Annotated in this window: 18 protein-coding genes; 12 read left to right on the forward strand and 6 right to left on the reverse strand. The window is 34.6% G+C overall.

Features of this window, described 5'->3' with window-relative positions; genetic code table 11:
• The first annotated feature begins 44 nt into the window (after window positions 1-44).
• On the forward strand, window positions 45-896 hold the full coding sequence (locus MN581_RS00880) for a VOC family protein (RefSeq protein WP_241698966.1): 852 nt from the start codon (window positions 45-47) through the stop codon (window positions 894-896).
• 56 nt (window positions 897-952) lie between these two features.
• Here MN581_RS00880 and MN581_RS00885 read toward each other — a convergent pair whose 3' ends face one another.
• Window positions 953-1,288 (reverse strand): AzlD domain-containing protein, encoded by a 336-nt coding sequence (locus MN581_RS00885; protein WP_241698967.1) that lies wholly within the window; start codon window positions 1,286-1,288, stop codon window positions 953-955.
• The gene (locus tag MN581_RS00890; RefSeq protein WP_241698968.1) at window positions 1,285-1,980 is read right to left on the reverse strand and encodes an AzlC family ABC transporter permease; all 696 of its coding nucleotides are present in this window, start codon (window positions 1,978-1,980) and stop codon (window positions 1,285-1,287) included. The genes MN581_RS00885 and MN581_RS00890 overlap by 4 nt, the downstream gene beginning before the upstream one ends.
• A gap of 294 nt (window positions 1,981-2,274) precedes the next feature.
• Between MN581_RS00890 and abc-f the strand changes: the two genes are divergently transcribed.
• Entirely contained in the window at window positions 2,275-3,855 is a 1,581-nt protein-coding gene (gene abc-f / locus MN581_RS00895) for a ribosomal protection-like ABC-F family protein (protein ID WP_241698969.1), read from the forward strand.
• 19 nt (window positions 3,856-3,874) lie between these two features.
• Here abc-f and MN581_RS00900 read toward each other — a convergent pair whose 3' ends face one another.
• Entirely contained in the window at window positions 3,875-6,043 is a 2,169-nt protein-coding gene (locus MN581_RS00900) for an LTA synthase family protein (RefSeq protein ID WP_305853361.1), read from the reverse strand.
• Between the two features lie 206 nt (window positions 6,044-6,249).
• Between MN581_RS00900 and MN581_RS00905 the strand changes: the two genes are divergently transcribed.
• The 4 genes from MN581_RS00905 (at window position 6,250) to MN581_RS00920 (ending at window position 10,624) form a co-directional block, all read left to right on the forward strand.
• Window positions 6,250-7,425: a class I SAM-dependent rRNA methyltransferase gene (locus MN581_RS00905; protein WP_241698970.1), complete on the forward strand. Its 1,176-nt coding sequence runs from the start codon at window positions 6,250-6,252 to the stop codon at window positions 7,423-7,425.
• Window positions 7,426-7,455: 30 nt separating this feature from the next.
• A complete protein-coding gene (gene aroD / locus MN581_RS00910; protein WP_117972258.1) occupies window positions 7,456-8,229 on the forward strand; it encodes a type I 3-dehydroquinate dehydratase in 774 nt (257 codons plus the stop codon).
• Between the two features lie 2 nt (window positions 8,230-8,231).
• Window positions 8,232-8,732 (forward strand): Cys-tRNA(Pro) deacylase, encoded by a 501-nt coding sequence (gene ybaK, locus MN581_RS00915; protein ID WP_241698971.1) that lies wholly within the window; start codon window positions 8,232-8,234, stop codon window positions 8,730-8,732.
• Window positions 8,733-8,908: 176 nt separating this feature from the next.
• A complete protein-coding gene (locus MN581_RS00920) occupies window positions 8,909-10,624 on the forward strand; it encodes a hypothetical protein (RefSeq protein WP_241698972.1) in 1,716 nt (571 codons plus the stop codon).
• 16 nt (window positions 10,625-10,640) lie between these two features.
• Here the strand turns inward: MN581_RS00920 and MN581_RS00925 are convergent, their stop codons facing one another.
• Window positions 10,641-11,912, reverse strand: coding sequence for an NAD(P)/FAD-dependent oxidoreductase (locus tag MN581_RS00925; RefSeq protein ID WP_241698973.1), 1,272 nt, complete (start codon window positions 11,910-11,912; stop codon window positions 10,641-10,643).
• Window positions 11,913-12,042: 130 nt separating this feature from the next.
• Here MN581_RS00925 and gdhA point away from each other — a divergent pair, with 130 nt between their 5' ends.
• The 3 genes from gdhA (at window position 12,043) to MN581_RS00940 (ending at window position 15,602) form a co-directional block, all read left to right on the forward strand.
• A complete protein-coding gene (gdhA, locus tag MN581_RS00930) occupies window positions 12,043-13,389 on the forward strand; it encodes an NADP-specific glutamate dehydrogenase (RefSeq protein WP_241698974.1) in 1,347 nt (448 codons plus the stop codon).
• Between the two features lie 117 nt (window positions 13,390-13,506).
• Window positions 13,507-14,856, forward strand: coding sequence for a glucose-6-phosphate isomerase (locus MN581_RS00935; protein ID WP_117972263.1), 1,350 nt, complete (start codon window positions 13,507-13,509; stop codon window positions 14,854-14,856).
• 56 nt (window positions 14,857-14,912) lie between these two features.
• Window positions 14,913-15,602, forward strand: coding sequence for a DNA alkylation repair protein (locus MN581_RS00940; protein WP_241698975.1), 690 nt, complete (start codon window positions 14,913-14,915; stop codon window positions 15,600-15,602).
• 11 nt (window positions 15,603-15,613) lie between these two features.
• On the opposite strand, the gene MN581_RS00945 is transcribed toward MN581_RS00940, so the two are convergent.
• On the reverse strand, window positions 15,614-15,787 hold the full coding sequence (locus MN581_RS00945; RefSeq protein ID WP_158559346.1) for a hypothetical protein: 174 nt from the start codon (window positions 15,785-15,787) through the stop codon (window positions 15,614-15,616).
• A gap of 159 nt (window positions 15,788-15,946) precedes the next feature.
• On the opposite strand from MN581_RS00945, the gene MN581_RS00950 reads away from it, so the two are divergent.
• Window positions 15,947-16,135, forward strand: coding sequence for a hypothetical protein (locus tag MN581_RS00950; protein ID WP_117972265.1), 189 nt, complete (start codon window positions 15,947-15,949; stop codon window positions 16,133-16,135).
• 27 nt (window positions 16,136-16,162) lie between these two features.
• A complete protein-coding gene (locus tag MN581_RS00955; RefSeq protein WP_241698976.1) occupies window positions 16,163-16,792 on the forward strand; it encodes a DUF1361 domain-containing protein in 630 nt (209 codons plus the stop codon).
• A gap of 39 nt (window positions 16,793-16,831) precedes the next feature.
• On the opposite strand, the gene MN581_RS00960 is transcribed toward MN581_RS00955, so the two are convergent.
• Window positions 16,832-18,037, reverse strand: coding sequence for an MFS transporter (locus tag MN581_RS00960; RefSeq protein ID WP_117972266.1), 1,206 nt, complete (start codon window positions 18,035-18,037; stop codon window positions 16,832-16,834).
• A gap of 261 nt (window positions 18,038-18,298) precedes the next feature.
• Between MN581_RS00960 and parE the strand changes: the two genes are divergently transcribed.
• Window positions 18,299-20,314: a DNA topoisomerase IV subunit B gene (gene parE, locus MN581_RS00965; RefSeq protein ID WP_117972267.1), complete on the forward strand. Its 2,016-nt coding sequence runs from the start codon at window positions 18,299-18,301 to the stop codon at window positions 20,312-20,314.
• Window positions 20,315-20,324 lie beyond the last annotated feature (10 nt).

Genomic DNA, 20,324 nt, shown 5'->3' on the forward strand with positions numbered 1-20,324 from the left:
CTTACATAAAGTAAGAGTTATACAAAAGAAAGAGGTTGAAGCATATGTCATTTCATAAAAATCCAGTTACCTTTGTTAGTCATGTTGCACTTAAAGTGAGTGACTTAGAAAAATCTAAACGTTTTTATACGGAAGTATTAGGATTAAACATAAAAGAACAGACATCAAACAGTGTGTCATTTACGACAAATGGTCAGGATGTTTTGTTAACGATTACCCAACCAAAAACTGTCAACAAAAAACAAGAACAACGAACAGGCTTGTACCATTTTGCTTTACTATTACCAAAACGAGCAGACTTATCTCAAGTCGTGAGACATTTTATTCATCTAGGCGCTCGTTTTGGTGGCGGAGATCATTTAGTTAGTGAAGCCATTTATTTAAATGATCCAGATGGCAATGGGATTGAAATTTATGTCGACAGAGAGGCGAGTGTTTGGCAATGGTCGAATGGTGAAGTTACCATGACGACTGACCCAGTTGATTTTGATGATTTATTAAAAGAATCAGTTAACCCAGTTTGGAATGGTTTGCCAAAAGAAACGGTGATGGGGCATATTCATTTGCAAGTGAATGATTTAGCAAAAAATAAAGAGTTCTATGTTGATGGGCTTGGGTTTGATGTGGTCAGTCGATATGGAAGAGAGGCATTGTTTTTATCTGATTCAAACTATCATCATCATATTGCCTTAAACACTTGGTCAGGGACACAAATTAAACACGCTGAAAAAACAGAAACAGGCATCGAAAGTTATTCAATTGTCTTTCCAAGCGAAGAAAAACGACAAGAGACTGTGGCGTCATTAAGAGAATTAGGTATTCCAGTAATGGAAAAAGAAAATGAGGTTACTGTATTTGATCCGTCAGATATAAAACTAAAATTGATGATTGGTTAAGAAAAACCATCTATCCAAATGTGGGTAGATGGTTTTTCTTTATTCATGCAAGTTTCTTAAAATGAAATAGTTTGTACTAGTACCATATAAAAAATGGTTCCTAATCCTATACTTAAAAAGGTGCTGTGTTTCCACTTATGGATGATGACAATCAGTAAAATTGCGAGTAATTCAGGAAAAGCAACTGCTCTTGTGACAGTATCTTTTAAACAAAATACAACTAACAAACCCATCGTGGCATAAGGTAAAACGTTTCCTAGATATGTAATATAAACAGGAGGTGTTTTATTTTCTGGAAATAATATAAATGGTAGGAAACGAGTTAACATCGTCCCAAGGACTACAACGCCAATCGTAATGAGTTGGTGTGAAAAAGACATGGTTGTCATCATGTCGTCACCTCCTGTTTATCAAGATTTTTTCTATCTAAAGTAAAGATTAACACGATTAAAGCCATGGCTGGCAACATAAAATTGTTAGCCCCTAATAAAATTAAACAAATAAACGAACTAATGAGTCCAATAAGAGCTGATCTATGGTCGGAGGATTCTTTCCATTGATTGATAAACATGACAACAAATAAAGCAGTCATCACAAATTCAATGCCAGTTGTATCAAATGTGATAACTGAACCAAGTAATGCACCAAGTGTTGCGCCGCCTACCCAATAAATCTGATTTAGTAATGTCACAAAAAACATAAACCATCCTTTATCGACATCTTTTGGTGGTGTGACGGTACAATTTATCGTGAATGATTCATCACACATACCATAAATAAGATAGAACTTTTTCCAACCGGTATTTTTATATTTATCCAACATAGAAATACCGTAAAATATGTGTCTAGCATTGACTAAAAGCGTCAAAACAAAGGCATAAAGTGGGTTGTAAGCTGACATGAGTAAATTAGCTGTGACAAATTCCATTGAACCAGCATAGATAAAAAAACTCATGAGCATTGGATACCACACACTAAACCCCATACTACGCATCAAAAAACCATAAGACATTCCTAAAAACAAAAACCCAACACAAATTGGCAGTGTGTAGGGCAGAGCTGTTTCGAACGCTTTTCTTTTCATTCAAGTCAGTCAATTAAAGTGAGTAGTCAAAATAAGCCACGTCGTGTTATAGTTGTCTTAACAATTTAAGAAAGGGTGACCCAAATACATGTACAACTAAATCCTATTTATAAGCAAAATGAAGAAAACGATCGAACAAGCTTTTTTGTTATGCGTTTGTTTTTATTTGTGGAATAGGTGTGGTTGTATGAGTGTGGGTTGATGTTTTTTTGAGTATGCCCTAAACACGTTTAATCCCTCCTATTTCAAACAATAGGAGGGATTTTTTTCTCCTAAAATTAAGGAGATGGTAAGATGAAACAAATTGATATACTAACATTTAATTATCAAATAAACCCAAATTTAGAATTAACGATAGACAACCTAAGTGTGAACAGGGGAGATAAAATTGGGCTAATTGGAAATAATGGTAGCGGGAAAACGACGTTACTACACCTTTTAGCGCAAGACATTTCGTTAGAGACACCAAGTGTTCAGCATTATCTATCTGTCACACTCGTCAAACAGTTTAAAGAAGGATTTGATGATAAAAGTGGAGGAGAAAAAACGCAACGCTATTTGCAAGAAGCATTTAAACAAGATAGCGTGTGGTTACTTGATGAACCAACGACCCATTTAGACAATCGTCATGTTGATTGGGTTGAAAAACAAGTATTGAATCATCACGAAGGTATAGTGGTTGTATCACACGATCGTCATTTTTTAAATCAAGTGTGTAATAAAATTTGGCTTTTAAAAGATGGAAAAATAACAGTTTATAAAGGAAACTACCAATCATTTTTAACCCAATATGAGGAACAAGAAAAACGATACAAAGAAAACTATGACATTTATCAACGTGAAAAGAAAGGATTGGAACAAGCGATTCGAGCAAAAAAGCAACAAGCAAATGGGGCCATGGCTGTGCCGAAAAATAAAAAGCAAGCTGGAGAAAAAGTTGGTAGTAGCAAACCATATTATGCAAAAAAACAGAAAAAACTAGATAAATCAGCCAAAGCCCTGGAAACAAGATTATCAAAATTAGAACGAGTGGAAGCACCGAAAAAAGAAACATCACTCACTATGGAAACTTCTCTTTCTCATATGTCAGGTGAGCATATTATGATAAGAGGGATGGATGTATCAGCTGAAATAAATCATCAAGTCCTTTTTTCTCAGAGCGATTTTTATATTAAAAATAGAGAAAAGGTCGCAATAGTTGGGGACAATGGCGTAGGCAAAACGACGTTACTAAAAATGATGTTAGATAAAGAAAGTTCTATTAAAGTGTCACCATCAATTGAGTTTGGTTATTTCTCACAAGAAGTTGATTTACTAGACGATAAGGAAACAGTCCTAGAAAATGTTTTATCAAGTATGCGTGATCATAATCAGACATTAGCAAGAACGGTATTAGCACGAATGCATTTTTTTGACCGCGATATTGAAAAGACCGTCAGTGTATTAAGTGGAGGAGAGCGTGTCAAAGTGACTTTAGCAAAACTATTATTAAGTGATATTAACACGTTAGTCCTAGATGAGCCGACAAATTATTTAGACATTGAAGCAATACGAGCATTAGAAGCATTATTACAAGCGTTTGAAGGGACAGTTATTTTTGTGTCTCATGATAGAGAGTTTATTAATTCAGTGGCAACAAAATTATTAATTATTGAAAACAAAAAGATAAACGTATTTGAAGGACCTTTGTCAGATTATAAAATCACCCCAATCATTAAAAAGAATTCAAAACAGCAGGATAGTTTATTAGTGATTGAAACAAAAATTAGTGAAATATTAGGTAAGTTGAGTCTTGAACCAAGTGAAGAATTAGAGCAAGAATTTCAGTTATTATTAAAACAAAAACAAGTATACAAAAAAACACACAAGAGTTGATATCTTGTGTGTTTTTCGTTTATTTTGCGGTTGTAGAAGAAGTTTCAGTGGTTCCACTACTTTGAGTGGTCCCCCCTTTTTCTTCTTGAATTTCTTTATAAGTCTGTGTTTTAAATAAACCAACAGTTGATTGGTTATTGTGTAGTGAGTAAACACTGGTTGATTTATCTCCTTTTTGTTGTTCAACTTGAAGGAGTTTATCTAACCCATTTTTATAATCAAACTTAGCCGGATCAAGTGGTTTTAATCCACTGTTTGTGTTAAATCGTAATAAATCACCGTTTGTAATAGCATCAGACATATTAAGTTGTGTGGTTCCTTTTTCTTTAATATCCGCTATTTCAGTCAGTTGTTCTTCTGTTGGCGAATCAATTAATTCACCCGTTTTTGTATCATAGGTGGCTTCACTTAAGATCGTGTATTTTGGTGTGACGATGGTTCCATTTCTAAAGGCGACAATTTGGTCTTTATCTTTAGAGAAGAAATCTTGTCCTAATTGAATATATGGTTGAGTATCAACACCTAATAAATGTAGCAGTGTAGGTAAGATGTCAACTTGTCCCCCAAATGTATGATCAATCCCACCTTTAGTTTGACCAGGAATATGGAACATTACGGGAACACGTTGAACGGCTGTATCATCAAAGTCGTTCCATTCTTCTTTTGATTTACCAAGTAATTCAGCTAAAGATTTGTTACGAGAATTTGAAATACCATAGTGGTCTCCATATAACACAATGACTGAATTATCATACAGTCCAGATGCTTTTAAGTAATCGAAGAACTCTTTAACCGCTGTATCTAAGTAGTTTGCTGTTGCAAAGTATCCATTAATTGTCGCATCTGATGTATTAGCCATTGGGAAACCAGCATTATCGTCTTTAAATTTCGCATATGGATAATGGTTTGATACTAAAATAAATTTAGAATAAAACGGCTGTTGCACATGCTCTAAGTATTGAATAGATTGTGCTAAGAATGGCTTATCATGTAATCCATATTGGAATGAATTGTTCTCATTCACATCATAGTAACTACCATCAAAGAAATAGTTATAACCTAAATGTTTGTATGTTTCATTACGATTCCAGAATGAGCCACTATTACCATGGAATGCTACGCTTGTATAACCTTGTGTTTGACCTAAAATGTTAGGTGCGGATTGGAATGTGTTTTTATCTCCCAATTGAGTAAATAAAGGGCCTTGGCTTAAACCAAAGAATGAATTTTCTAACAAGGTTTCAGCATCACTTGTTTTACCTGATCCCACTTGATGGAAGGCATTATCAAAACTAAATGTTTCATTTGAATGGAATAAACTATTTAAGAAGGGGGTAACTTCGTGTTCAACACCATTTTCATCTTTTAATTTGTAATCAATTAAAAATTGTTGGAAACTTTCTAAATGGACATAAATGACATTACGCCCTTTGGCAATTCCAAACATGTCATCATTTGGTTTAGCATAATGTGTTTTCACATATTTTTGAACATCAACTAAATCATTTTGACTCGCTTGAGCACGTCGTTGTGTCGCGTTATACGTCTGTACGCCATCATAAACAGTAAAGACGTTCATCCCTAAATATTTCACGATATGATCTCTTGAGAAAGTACGTTTTAATAATTCAGGTCGATCTGTTTCCGCTAAAGTTAAGTTAGCAGAAAATAGAAGGATAGAAAAACTTGTTACAGCAAATGCTGAGCGAATAGCAATTGGTCTTTCATCAATTTTGATTTTTTTTGTTGCAAGTAAGACAATCACAACAATAATATCAATCCAATACAATAAATCATATGGTCTAAACATACGAAGAGCACTTTCACCAAGACCAGAAGCTACTTTACCGGCACCAAGCATGGTGTTAACGGTAATAAAATCTGTAAATTCTCGGTAATAAATGACGTTAGAAAAAAGTAACAAGGTGGTTAATGATGAGATAATCAGTAACGTAATGTAGGCTTTTTTCGGACTTTTTATATAGAGTGCAGCAGAGAATAAAAAGACTGTTGTTGCCACAGGACTAATAAATAAGATAACGTATTGGAAAAAACTTTCAATTCCTAAATTAAAGTCAACTGTATAAGCTAGTAGGTTTTTTAACCAGAATAACACAACCATTAATGAGAAAAACCCCATCCTGGTGTTGAGCCAGTTTTTATTATATTTATGTTTCAAAATAAACATCCTTTCTTAACAACTTAGTGTCACTAGACTACCAAGCTGAATATTCCATGTTACATTTTACATATTCCTTACATGTCTGTCAATTATGGTCATGTTTCTTAAAAAAAAATATAGAACTAACATCTTTAAAAAGGGAGAAAAAAGACGTAAAAACTGATATAGTAGTATCATACAATAAATGAATAGAAATTAAAGGGATTGACTGCATGAAGAAAGTACAAATAAGACAAAAGAAAAGTCAAAAATATAAAGGCCACTATCCATTAATTAAAGCTGAAGATATGGTAAATGCTCAAGACGAGTGTAAAAAATGGGTTAGTTTTTATTCTGAAAAAGATGAATTTTTAGGATATGGCTATTTAGGGAAACAACATAAAGGATCAGGTTGGATAGTTAGCTTTTCTGAAAACCAACCAATAAATAAATCTTTTTTAGTCCATCTATTTAACGAAGCAAAAGACTACCGTTCAACATTTTTTGCAGATGAGGCGACGACGGCATTTCGTTTGTTTAATGGTGAAGGAGATGGATTAGGTGGTGTAACGATTGATTGGTATGCTGGTTTTTTAGTTGTTTCTTGGTATAATGACACCATCTACCAATTAAAAAAAGAGATACTAGAAGCCTTAATGTCTTCTAATATTAAGTATCAAGGTATATATGAAAAAATTCGCTTTAATACAAAAGAAGTACCTGAGTCAGCATTTTTAAGCGGTAAACAAGCACCTGAGCCACTTTTAATCAAAGAAAATAATATCACTTATGCGACTTATTTAAATGAAGGTTTAATGACGGGAATCTTTTTGGATCAACGTCAAGTTAGAGGTCGTTTGACAGATAGTTATGCCATTGGAAAAACAGTATTAAATACATTCAGTTACACTGGAGCTTTTTCTATTGCAAGTGCAATGGGAGGTGCTGTGTCAACAATAAGCGTTGATTTAGCAAAAAGAAGTCGACAAAAAACCCAAGAACAGTTTGCTGTGAATGGGCTTAGTACCGATAATCAGTCTATAATAGTAATGGACGTTTTTGATTATTTTAAATATGCTTTTAAAAAACAAGTCACTTGTGATATTGTGGTAATGGACCCACCGAGTTTTGCAAGAAATAAAAAGAAAGTTTTTTCTGTCGCCAAAGATTATCAGCAATTAACGACTGAAGCAGTAGCATTATTAAATAAAGATGGGTTACTGGTTGCTTCAACAAATGCGGCAAATGTCTCGTTGGATAAGTTTAGGAAAATGGTCGAGCTAGGAATAAAAGAAACTGGTCGTGCGTTTACGTTTTTAGAATTATATCAATTACCAGAAGATTTCCGAGTAGCAAAAGAGTTTAATGAAGGAAATTATTTGAAAGTATTATTTTACCGAGTGAAATAAATGTGATTATGAAATGATAGGTGGGGTTTGATGTCAGAGTTAAAAGTACGTAACCTTGAATTAGGAAAAGGAAAACCAAAAATATGTGTGCCTCTTATAGCGAAAAATTTTGAAGAACTGTTTTCGGAAGCTATACGATTAAGTAAATTAGATTGTGACGTCATCGAGTGGCGTGCAGATTATTTTATGTATGTTCACGATGCAAGATTTATGAAAAAAGCGGCCTACTTTGTGCGTTATGCCATTGATGATAAGCCACTTATCTTTACTTACAGAACATTGCAAGAAGGTGGTGGACAACATATTGAGTTAGATGAATATGTTGAACTCAATCGTATGATGATGGATACTGGTTTAATAGATATGGTTGATTTAGAATTTGAAATGATGTTAGAAAAACCTAGTGATATCATGGTTCATGCTAAGGAAAAAAATGTTAAAGTATTACTATCCAAACATAATAATCATTTTACACCTGACGTGCATAATATGTATGAGTTAATTAAAGACATGTATCAATTAGGTGGGGATATTTGTAAGCTGGCTGTTATGCCAAATGATTTACAGGATATGTTAAATGTGTTGGAAGTATCAAATAAAATCCAAACCGAACATTCGGAGATTCCTTTTGTTATGATTAGTATGGGTGAGTTAGGCCAATTATCTCGTATGACAGGTGAATTATTTGGGTCTAGTTTAACTTATGCGTCAAATGGAAAATATCTTTCAGCACCAGGTCAGCTTCCAATACCAATCTTAAGAGAAGGAATGAATCTTATTGGGTATAAAAGAGGGAGTCGATAGAAATGTCTAAAAAGAAGGCTAAAACAAATGCTGTTAGGTTGTTGGAACAAAAGAAAATAACATTTGATACCAGAGAGTATGAATACAGCGATAAACACGCAGCGGCACTTGAAACCGCCAATGCGTTAGGGATTGATGAAAATCAAGTCTTTAAAACGCTTGTGACTATGGGAAATAAGACGGGACCTGTTGTAGCAGTTATACCTGGAAATAAAACGTTAGATTTAAAAAAATTAGCTAAAGCTAGTGGTAATAAAAAAATAGAGATGCTACCAATGAAAGAGTTAGAAGGATTAACAGGCTATATCCATGGAGGCTGTTCTCCTGTTGGAATGAAAAAATTATTTCCAACTTATTATGCCAAAGAAGCTGAAATTTTTGATACTATACACGTTTCTGCAGGTCGTCGAGGACTACAAATGAGTGTCTCGCCTGAAGATTTATTAAATGTGACACATGGAAAGTATGCTGATTTAACAGAAGATGAAACGATTCTAGGTTAGGCTTAGAATCGTTTTTTTTTAAGAATGATGATAGAGTATGACGTTTAACTCTTATTAGTAAATTGAACGATTATTTGGTAAAATAGTCATGTTTGTAACAGGTTAATACACGAAATATGCTGATTTATAGATGATTGTGTTGTTTATTATTAGATTAATTAAAAGAAGGAAGACAAATGAAAAAAAATCATTTTTTTATTCTATTTTCTTGGATAGGATTATCATTATTTTATATGTTGCCAGCAGTGGATTTATCGAATTGGCATGTGGCACTTATTCGTGGGGATGACTATCCTTTTCATTTTGCGCGAATTTTTGGCGTTATGGATCAATTAAAAGACACAGGGCAGATTCAATCAGTCGCAAGATTTGGTGAGCGTGATATTTTTTATGGAGTCAATATGTTTTACCCTACGCTTACGACAGTCTTACCAATTGCGTTATTATCTTTGATTTTTCAATCAGTGATTTTTGGTGTCTATGGATATCTATTTTTGATGAATTTATTGACGTTTTATATTGCCTACCAATGTGCTAACTATATTAGCTCCATTGCGCTACCAGAAGTAAACATACGTGCTAAGCAGTTTTTACCGTTTGTTTTTTCATTTTTTTATGTCTTTTCCCATTATCGACTGATTTGTTTTTATCAACGATTTGATTTGGGTGAATTTTTTGTATTGACGATGTACCCTCTAATATTTGCTGGCTTTTATAGTATCTTAAAAGATGGTGGAACAAAAAAATATTGGCTGATTGTTGGTTTGTCACTTACAGCGTATTCACATGTTTTGTCATTGATGTTAGTGGTTGTTGTATTGACTGGGTTATTTGTGGTAGGTTTTATTAAAAAGATGATTACGATGAAAGTATTCAAACAATTAGTATTTAGTGCTATTATGACGATGATTATTTCTGCTGGCGCTCTTGTTCCTATTTTATATCAAATGTTAACTTTACATATTCGTTCTGTACGGGTTCATGATTTGGCGAGTGAAGCGACCAATATTGGTGTGATGATCGTGTCATCTAGCATTAATTATTTAAGTTATATAAGTATCGGAATTATTTTGCTATGCTCACTTATGTTAGGGATATATCACGTTATTTGGAAAAAAGAATCGATTGTCCGTAAAGATAAATTATTAAGGCTATGTTTGTGGTTATCATTAGTCATAACTTTCATGATGACATCAGTATTTCCGTGGCGTGTATTGCAACATACACCATTAGCGATTATCCAGTTTCCTTTCCGTTTAATGCCCTTTTTATCCGTATTTGGTAGTTTTTTAGGAGCAGCGATTTTGGCTGATTATTTTAGCCGTTTTGCTACCGTTTCATTAAAACGAGTCACAATTTGGTTAAGTGTTGCTATGGTGATTATCTCCACTCTTAGTGTTAATGCTTTAATGATTCGTCGGTCGTTAAATAAATTAATGTATGATAAACAAGATATTGTAGCGACCAAACGGTATATTAAATCTGTTAATAGAGACTATTTTCCAGCGGGATTGACTGACGAACAAACTAAACGCATTAAAGATAAGATTGGGCAAGTGAACCAAGAAGATGTCCCAATGCCTTACCAGTTTGAAAAAAATGCAGCGATTATAAAGGTGACACTGAATGAGCAGACTAATACTGTTGACACACCCATTATTGGCTATAGTGGATTAGTAGTGGAGGAGGATGAAAAACGCATCAAAACCACCCTCTCATCTGAGAGAACCTTATCATTTCAATTGCCTAAGGGAGTTCACGAGCTATCTATTTATTATGATCCGCCTTTTTTGATAAAATATAGTGCGGTATTTTCAGGTATAGTGGCGTTGTTCTATGGTGTTTATGTCATGAAAATAAAAAAAGAGACTGGCCTTATCCCTAAAAGTTAAGGTCAGTTTTCTTCTTCTAATAGTTAAAATAGCTGGCAATTTCTGCCGCGTGTTCTCCGGCAACATGACCAGTACAAAACGCTGCAGTAATGTTAAAACCACCAGTATATCCATTGATATCCAGTAACTCACCACAGAAAAATAGCCCGTTTACACATTTACTTTCCATCGTTTTTGGGTTCACTTCTTTTAGACTAATCCCACCACCTGTGACAAACGATTTATCAAGTGGATAAGTTTTATTAACTGTAAACGTAAGGTGTTTGATTTCACCGACGAGAACATCAATTTCTTTTTCAGTCACCTGTTTGAAAGGTGTCTGCGTGTCAATCCCGCTGCGAGTAAGTAAAAACTCTAGATAACGTTCTTGCATCAATGGCTTTAACGCATTTTTTATGGATTTATTGCCATCTTCTTTTTGGATAGACACCATTTGCTGTTTGATATCTTGTTCAGATTTTAATGGAAACAAATCAAGAGACATCGTGACATGTTTTTGTCCTTTTTCAAGGAGTTGATTGACAAACATACTACAACGAAGGGCTGCAGGACCAGAGATGCCAGAATGAGTGAACAACGCATCCATTTCATGAGTGACAACCACTTTCCCTTTTTCATCAATCACGGATAACCCAATATCTCGTAACGATAACCCTTGAAGATCACGACTTTTAATAAAAGACTCTTCAGATAAAAGGGGAGATTCGGTTGGAAATAGTTTGGTAATGGTGTGCCCCACTTTTTTTGCTAATGTGTACCCATCTCCAGTGGACCCAGTATATTGATAAGTCTTCCCACCAGTGGCTAAAACCACACAAGGAGCGTGAATTTCTTCTTTTGTATCAGTCATTACGCCAGTGATATTACCATCAGTTACTAATAATTTTTTAACAGTTGTGTTCATTTTTAATTCAACGTTTAAGGCATTTAAGCGATCAAATAAACCGTTAACGATTGCTTTAGAGGTGTTTTCAACAGGAAACATTCTACCATGGTCTTCTTCTTTTAAATGCACACCATGGCTTTCAAAAAATTCCATAATGTCATAGTTATTAAATTGAGAGAAGGTACTATACAAAAATTTCCCGTTTCCTGGGATAAAAGAAATAATGTCTTCTGACGGTCTATTATTGGTGACGTTACATCGACCTCCACCAGTTAGACGTAATTTTTTTCCAAGCATTTTGTTTTTATCAATAATCATGACGCGTGCGCCTTTTTCAGCCGCGGAAACGGCAGCCATCATACCGCTTGTTCCCCCACCAATGACAATGACATCTATATTCATCTATTGCCACTCCTTTCATTATTAAATGATAGTTTAGCATACTTTTTTTAAAATTTGATGAGAAAAGATTTTTTTTATTTATTTAAATATTATATAATACTAATTAAGTTTAAGAAGGGAATGATACAATATGTCACCACAAGATTATGTAACAAAAATGTTGGATGAAGTGAAAGAAAAATATGGTTACCAATCAGAGTATATTCAAGCAGTGGAAGAATTTTTAACCACAGTCACACCATTTTTAGAAAAAAATCCCGTATACTGTGAGAAAAATATCTTAGGTCAGTTGATTATACCTGAGCGTTTAATTGAGTTTCGCGTTCCTTGGATGTCAGATTCAGGTGAGTGGATGGTGAATACTGGTTACCGTGTTCAATACAACTCAGCGTTAGGACCTTACAAAGGTGGGTTACGTTTCCACCCGTCAGTGAATCAAAGTATTATGAAATTCTTAGCGTTTGAACAAATTTTTAAAAACAGTTTAACCTCTTTACCTATTGGAGGAGGTAAAGGGGGAAGTGATTTTGATCCTAAAGGTAAATCTGATGGTGAAATCATGCGTTTTTGTCAAAGTTTTATGCAAGAATTACAAAAATATATTGGCCCAAGTATGGATGTGCCAGCTGGTGATATGGGTGTTGGAGGCCGTGAAATTGGGTATTTATACGGAGAATACAAACGTCTAAATGGTTATCAAGCAGGTGTTTTAACTGGTAAACCATTAGCTTTCTGGGGAAGTTTAGCTCGTACAGAAGCAACAGGTTATGGTTTAGTGTATTTTGTTAAGTATTTGTTACAAGACAAAGGTGACTCACTAAAAGGCAAACGTGTGATGGTTTCAGGTAGTGGCAACGTGGCCATTTATGCGATTGAAAAAGCACAAGAATTAGGCGCAACAGTTCTTGGCTGTTCTGATTCTTCTGGTTATATCATCGATGAAGATGGTGTAGACTGTGAGTTAGTTAAAGAAATCAAAGAAGTGAAACGTGGTCGTTTAAGTGACTATGCTGCAGCAAAACCAAATGCTAAGTACGTTGAAAATGCGTCAATTTGGACAGAAAATATTGCCTATGAAGTCGCTTTACCATGTGCCACTCAAAATGAAATTGGATTAGATGAAGCAGCTATTCTAATCAAAAACGGGATAAAAGTCTTAGCTGAAGGGGCAAACATGCCAACTAAACTTGAAGCTCTACACAAATTAACGAATTCTGGTGTTATCTATTGTCCAGGTAAAGCAGCCAATGCTGGTGGAGTGGCTGTATCAGCGTTAGAAATGGCTCAAAATGCTCAACGTTTACCTTGGAGTTTTGAACAAGTCGACTCAGAACTTGATAGCATTATGAAAAATATCTATGAAACATGTGCGACAACAGCAAAAGAATACGCGAAAGAAGACGATTTACTAACTGGTGCAAATATCGCTGGATTTGAACGAGTTGCTAAAGCAATGCTTGCTCAAGGACTTGTGTAATAAAAATTTTCCACGTTTTGTTATAAACTATCTGAAAAAGATGTGAAACATTCAAAAAAGTGGTAGAATAGGGATGTATTCTTGTACTAAGAATCACATATTACTAGGAGGATGATTATGTCACATATTCGTTTTGATTATTCAAATGTCGGTACATTTATCGGTGACCATGAATTAGGTTACATGCAAGCAGAAGTAACAGCAGCACACAATGCATTGCGTGAAGGGACTGGACCAGGAAATGATTTCCGTGGTTGGATTGATTTACCAGAAAACTATGATAAAGAAGAATTTGCTCGCGTTAAAAAAGCAGCAGAAAAAATTCAATCAGATTCAGATATTTTAATCGTCATTGGAATTGGTGGGTCATACTTAGGAGCTAAAGCTGCTATCGACTTTTTAAACCACTCATTCTATAACCTTTTAGACAATGAAGAAAGAAAAACACCACAAGTATTCTTTGCTGGAAATTCTATTAGCTCAACTTATTTAGCTGATTTAATCCAAATTATTGGGGACAAAGATTTCTCAGTGAATGTTATTTCTAAATCTGGTACAACAACTGAACCAGCAATTGCATTTAGAGTCTTTAAAGATTTATTAGAGAAAAAATACGGTAAAGAAGAAGCAAACAAACGTATCTACGCAACAACTGATAAAGCACGCGGCGCTGTTAAAACAGAAGCTGACGTTGAAGGTTGGGAAACATTTGTTATTCCTGATGATGTTGGGGGACGTTTCACTGTGTTAACGCCAGTTGGATTACTTCCAATCGCTGTAACAGGTGCCAACATTGATGAGTTAATGAAAGGTGCTGCTGACGCACGCGTTGCATACAGCTCTGATGATTTAACAAAAAATGAAGCGTATCAATATGCTGCATTACGTAACATTTTATACCGTAAAGGAAAAGTAACAGAGTTATTAATCAATTACGAACCAAACTTACAATATTTCTCTGAATGGTGGAAACAATTATTCGGTGAGTCTGAAGGGAAAGATCAAAAAGGTATCTACCCATCAAGTGCGAACTTCTCAACTGACTTACATTCATTAGGTCAATACATTCAAGAAGGGCGCCGTAACATTTTTGAAACAGTCATTAAAGTCGAAAAACCTCGTAAAAGCGTGGAGATTCCAGTACTTGATCAAGACTTAGATGGTTTAGGTTACATTCAAGGAAAAGAAATTGACTTTGTTAATACAAAAGCCTTTGAAGGAACACTTTTAGCGCATACAGATGGTGATGTGCCAAACTTTGTGGTAAATATTCCTGAAACAGATGCTTACACATTAGGTTACTTAATGTACTTCTTTGAAATCGCAGTTGGTATTTCAGGTTACTTAAATGGTGTCAACCCATTTGATCAACCAGGTGTTGAAGCATATAAGAAAAACATGTTTGCTTTACTTGGAAAACCAGGTTTTGAAGAGTTAGCAAAAGAATTAAACGAACGTCTTAAATAAGACAATTGATGAGCGCTCGACACATTTGTCGGGTGCTTTTTTAATGGAGGAAACGTATGACACCAACACAAACAACCCTTTTTTCAATGCAAGATACGACTTACAAAGCCTTTAACGCGAGATTAATCCCGACCATTAGTCCTGATAAGGTCATTGGTGTGAGGATGCCACAACTTAGAAAACTAGCTAAAGAGATGATTAAAAATGAGGATACAGTCAATTTTTTATCAGAATTACCTCATACCTATCACGAGGAAAATGTCCTGCATATGTTGATTATCTCAAGTATAAAAGACTTTGATGAAGCCATTAAAGCATACCAAACGTTTTTGCCTTATGTGGATAATTGGGCCGTGACAGATTGCCAAACACCTGCTGTATTTAAAAAGAATCCAGACAAATTACTACCATATATAGACGAATGGCTGGTTTCAAGTGAGGAATACACCATCCGTTTTGCTATATTGCAGCTGATGAATATTTATCTAACAGAAGACAACTTCAATGAATCGATATTAGAGCGTGTGTGTGAGGTGAAAAATGAGGCCTATTATGTCAATATGATGCGAGCATGGTTTTTTGCGACCAGTTTGGCTAAGCAGTATGATGTAACGATTCCCTATATTAATGAGAGAAGATTAGATGACTGGACACATCAAAAAACGATTCAAAAGGCGCGTGAGAGTTTAAGAATCTCACCAGAAACAAAAGACTATCTAAAGACACTTAAAAAGCCTTCCAATTAATGGAAAGCTTTTTAAGGTGCTTTAGTTCCAAACATATTCATTTTTGGTTTGGGAATTTCTTTGTTATGTTGAGCTGCTAAATCCATGGCTTTAACATACAAATCAAGTTTTTGTTCGAGTGTTAATTCTTTTTTTTCAGACATCAAGACAGCTTGAGCAAATTTTTCTTTGTCAATATAAATCATTTATTCCAACCCCTCTTTGTTATTTATTTCTTTCATTATAACAAATTTCAAGAAAAAAAGAGTTTTAAAGAATTGAATATTTAATGAATTTTTCAAAAAATGGGTAAAAAGATGTTATAATATGTCGATAGATAAAAATTAGATGAAGGGGTAGAAAGAATGAATCCAGAAGATTTTATAACAGAATTATCTCATTTAAAAGCGGTCCTTATATTAGATAAAAAGGGTGATATGAATCGATTTAATGTATTATATCAAGCTGCACAAAACGCGATGTTTAAGGGAGAAAGAATCAATAAAGAGTTGATGGAAGAATTTCTTTATTTTAGGAATCTAATAGAACGCTAATGATCAAGATAGAAAAGGGGTGAAAAAATGAAAAATATGGTTAGATTAATGAGTCTATTATTTATCATTGGAACGTATAATACACGTTTTTCGTTTTTATCATTGAATATTTTATTAGCTTACATCCCTTTAGAGCTGTCATTTCAATTTTTTCGTGTCAAGAAAAATAGTTTAAAAATAGGGTTAGCAGCTTTGTTTATGTTATATTTTCCTAATATTCCTTATTTGGTGACAGATATGATTCACATGGATATTTTAGATATTTATAACTATTTTACAGGAGATAGCATTAAAAATTTAGGTGATTGGACATTGACTGTGGTATTGTTTTTAGCGGTTTTTAGTTTTGTTTTAATTGGGTTTGGTCAATTGTTAAAACTATTAAATTATATTAAAAATCGTTATACCCTAAACATGACTCAAGTCAGTTTGATATTAATTGTTGTGTGTTTGTTATCTTCACTAGGCATTTATGCTGGTAGATTTCCACCAAGGTTTCATTCTATTGATATTTTTGTTAGGCCTTGGTATGTGTTTAAAACCATTTTTCTTAACTGGTCACTCGTCAAATTAGAAATAGTCGTCCTTTTTTTAATTCTTCACTTAGCGATTGTTGGTGTGATGACAATGAATAAACAATTATCAACATTAAATTAAAAAGCACATCGCCTTTAATGAAGGTGACGTGCTTTTTTTTTAATAGTTTTCAGCGCCTTTTTTAAGGAAGGCTAAAGAAAGTGTGGCTAAAATACCTAAAGCAAAGAAATAAATAAAAGCAGAGAAATAGGATTCAGAACCATCGACTAATGAACCAATAATGATTTGTGCTGTTGCGCCTCCTAGGATACCACCAGTTGAAATAGTAGAGTAACTTGGTGCAAAGTGTTTACCAGTAAATACTTTCAGTGGGATGGTCATAAGGGTCACAAAGGCAACTGTCATAGACAATGTTGCTAATCCTAAAACGAGGATAAATGGGACAAGAGAATGGAGATAATAAGATAAAAAGACTAATGATGAACCGATCGTTGCCATCATCATAATCACCAGTGTATCCTTCTCAGAAAAAAACTTGCTTACAACATAACTTCCACCAATGGCTCCAATGAGAGAAAAGACCCCAACGCATGAACTGACCATACCAGATTGAGTCAGTGTAATACCACGTTGACTTGTTAAAAAGCTTGGTAACCAGTTGTTAATACCGTAAAGTAAACTATTGATAAAAAATGCGGCAGCAAATAGTGTCCAAATATTTCGGTTTTTCCAAATATTCAGTAAGGATACTTTTTCAGACGCTTCTTCAATGACTTCTTTTGATTGTTTATTCGGTGTAGGAATAATTCTTACTATAATAAAAGAAGCTAAAATAGCCAGAATAGTCAGTAACATGTAAGCAAATTTCCAATTGTATTGCTCGATAATTGGTGATAATAGAATAGGTCCCACAATGCCAGCAATACCTGAGGAAGAAATGAGAATCCCTTTAGCAAATGTCCTGCGTTCTAAAGGGAAATGATCAATGATTTCCTTACTAGAAGCAGAAGGGTAACCAGAATGAGCCAGCATACCTGTTAATAATCTAATGGCTAAGAGCATTGTCACGGTTTCTCCAAAACTGAAGATAAAATCAAACACCCCAATCATAAAGACAGACCAAATAAGGACTTTCTTTGCCCCAAATTGATTAATCGCAAAACTCATAGGAACCTGCATAATAGCGTAACCAATAAAGAACGCACTTAAAATGAGTCCTTTTTGACTTTCAGTCATAGGAATATCCTTGCTAATGGAAATGATGGAAATCCCAACAGATAATTTATCAATATAAACAATCACATAACCTAGAAATAATGTGGATAATAGTAAAGATAAATTAACTTGTTTTTTTGTATTGTTCATAGACGTGTCCTTTCTAAAAAAATATCATCATTTAATAAATATACAGTTTTTTAAAAACGTTGTAAATTGAAAAATCAAAAGCTTCATTATTTTTTCGAAAAAAACTAACTTTGCAAGATACATTATTTTATTATAGAATAAATGATGTTGCCGTGAATAGGGCGAATACCTGTTCTTTACATCGGCGTAAAAGTAGCCTATTATTGATTAGAACAAGCAACTAACTTGTTTACGTAATGATGGTAGAAAAGGAGTTTACCTATGTCAAAAGAAATAAATAGACAATACGATGATTCATCCATTCAAGTATTAGAAGGTCTAGAGGCGGTAAGAAAACGTCCAGGGATGTATATTGGATCAACAGACTCTAAAGGATTGCATCATTTGGTTTTTGAGATTTTTGATAATGCGGTTGACGAAGCGTTATCTGGTTATGGAACAGAAATTGATGTAACAATACATAAAGACAATAGTATTAGTGTACGAGATTATGGTAGAGGGATGCCAACAGGAATGCATGCTTCTGGAAAGCCAACGATTGAAGTGATTTTTACCATACTGCATGCAGGTGGAAAATTTGGTCAAGGTGGTTATAAAACCTCAGGAGGGCTTCATGGTGTTGGGGCAAGTGTGGTTAATGCCTTATCAAGTACGTTAACAGTGGAAACCGTTAAAGATGGTCAGAAGGCAACTTTATCGTTTAAAGATGGTGGTCACCCTGATGGAAAGTTTACAAAGGTGAAAACCTCGATTAAACAAAATGGCTCAATGATTACATTTAAGCCAGATGCGTCCATTTTTTCAACAACGGTTTTTTCTTATGATGTCTTATCAGAACGTCTGAGAGAAACTGCCTTTCTCTTGAAAGGCATTAAAATTACGTTAACAGATGAACGAGAAGGGCAAGAAAAAGAAGATGTCTTTTTATATGAAGATGGAATCAAGGAATTTATTGCTTATTTAAATGAAAGCAAAGATGAGTTGTCACCAATTGTTTATTTTGCAGGTGAAAAAGAAGAAATCGAAGTCGAATTTGCCTTCCAATATAATGATGGCTATTCTGAAAACATTTTATCTTTTGTAAACAACGTGCGAACAAGAGATGGTGGGACACATGAAGTTGGGATGAAGACAGCATTAACCAAATCATTTAATGAGTATGCTAGAAAAACTGGTTTATTAAAAGAAAAAGATAAAAATCTTGAAGGTAGCGACTTTAGAGAAGGTTTGTCAGCCATTATTAGTGTGCGTATTCCCGAAAACTTGCTTCAATTTGAGGGACAAACGAAAGGGAAATTAGGGACACCAGCTGCTAGGACGATTGTTGATACAGTCATTAGTGATCAATTAGGATTTTATTTATTAGAAAACAATGATTTATCACAAATGCTTGTAAAAAAAGCGCTGAAAGCACGAGAAGCACGAGAAGCGGCACGTAAAGCGCGAGAAGATAGTCGTAATGGCAAGAAACGTCGTAAAGGCGAGTCATTACTTTCAGGAAAATTAACACCTGCTCAATCACGTAATCCTAAGAAAAATGAATTGTACCTAGTCGAAGGGGACTCTGCCGGGGGATCTGCTAAACAAGGTCGCGACAGAAAATTCCAAGCGATTTTACCACTTCGAGGAAAAGTCATTAATACGGAAAAAGCCAAACTACAAGACATATTAAAAAATGAAGAAATCAACACCATGATTTATACAATCGGTGCTGGTGTTGGCCCTGATTTTCAACTAGATGATGTCAATTATGATAAAATCATCATCATGACCGATGCGGATACGGATGGGGCACATATTCAAGTGCTTCTATTAACCTTTTTCTATCGCTACATGAAACCCCTTGTCGAAGCAGGAAAAGTTTATATCGCTTTGCCACCGCTTTATCGTGTGAGTAAAGGCCGCGGTAAGACTGAACAGCTTGAATACGCATGGACAGATGATGAAATGGATAATATTACTAAAAAAATGGGGAAAGGCTATTTAATTCAACGCTACAAAGGTCTTGGTGAAATGAATGCTGACCAACTATGGGAAACAACGATGAATCCTGACACAAGAACATTGATTCGTGTGACGATTGATGACTCAGCAAGAGCAGAAAGACGTGTGACAACATTGATGGGCGATAAAGTAGAGCCCCGCCGTAAATGGATTGAAGAACATGTCCAATTTACGTTAGAAGAAGATGGTAGTATCTTAGAAAATCATGATATTTTAGAGGAACACGTGACATCTGATAATAAAACAGTTGAAGAAATCAATCTATTTGATTAGTGAGTACCAA

It is taken from the genome of Vagococcus sp. CY53-2, assembly GCF_022604695.1.
GTDB lineage: Bacteria > Bacillota > Bacilli > Lactobacillales > Vagococcaceae > Vagococcus.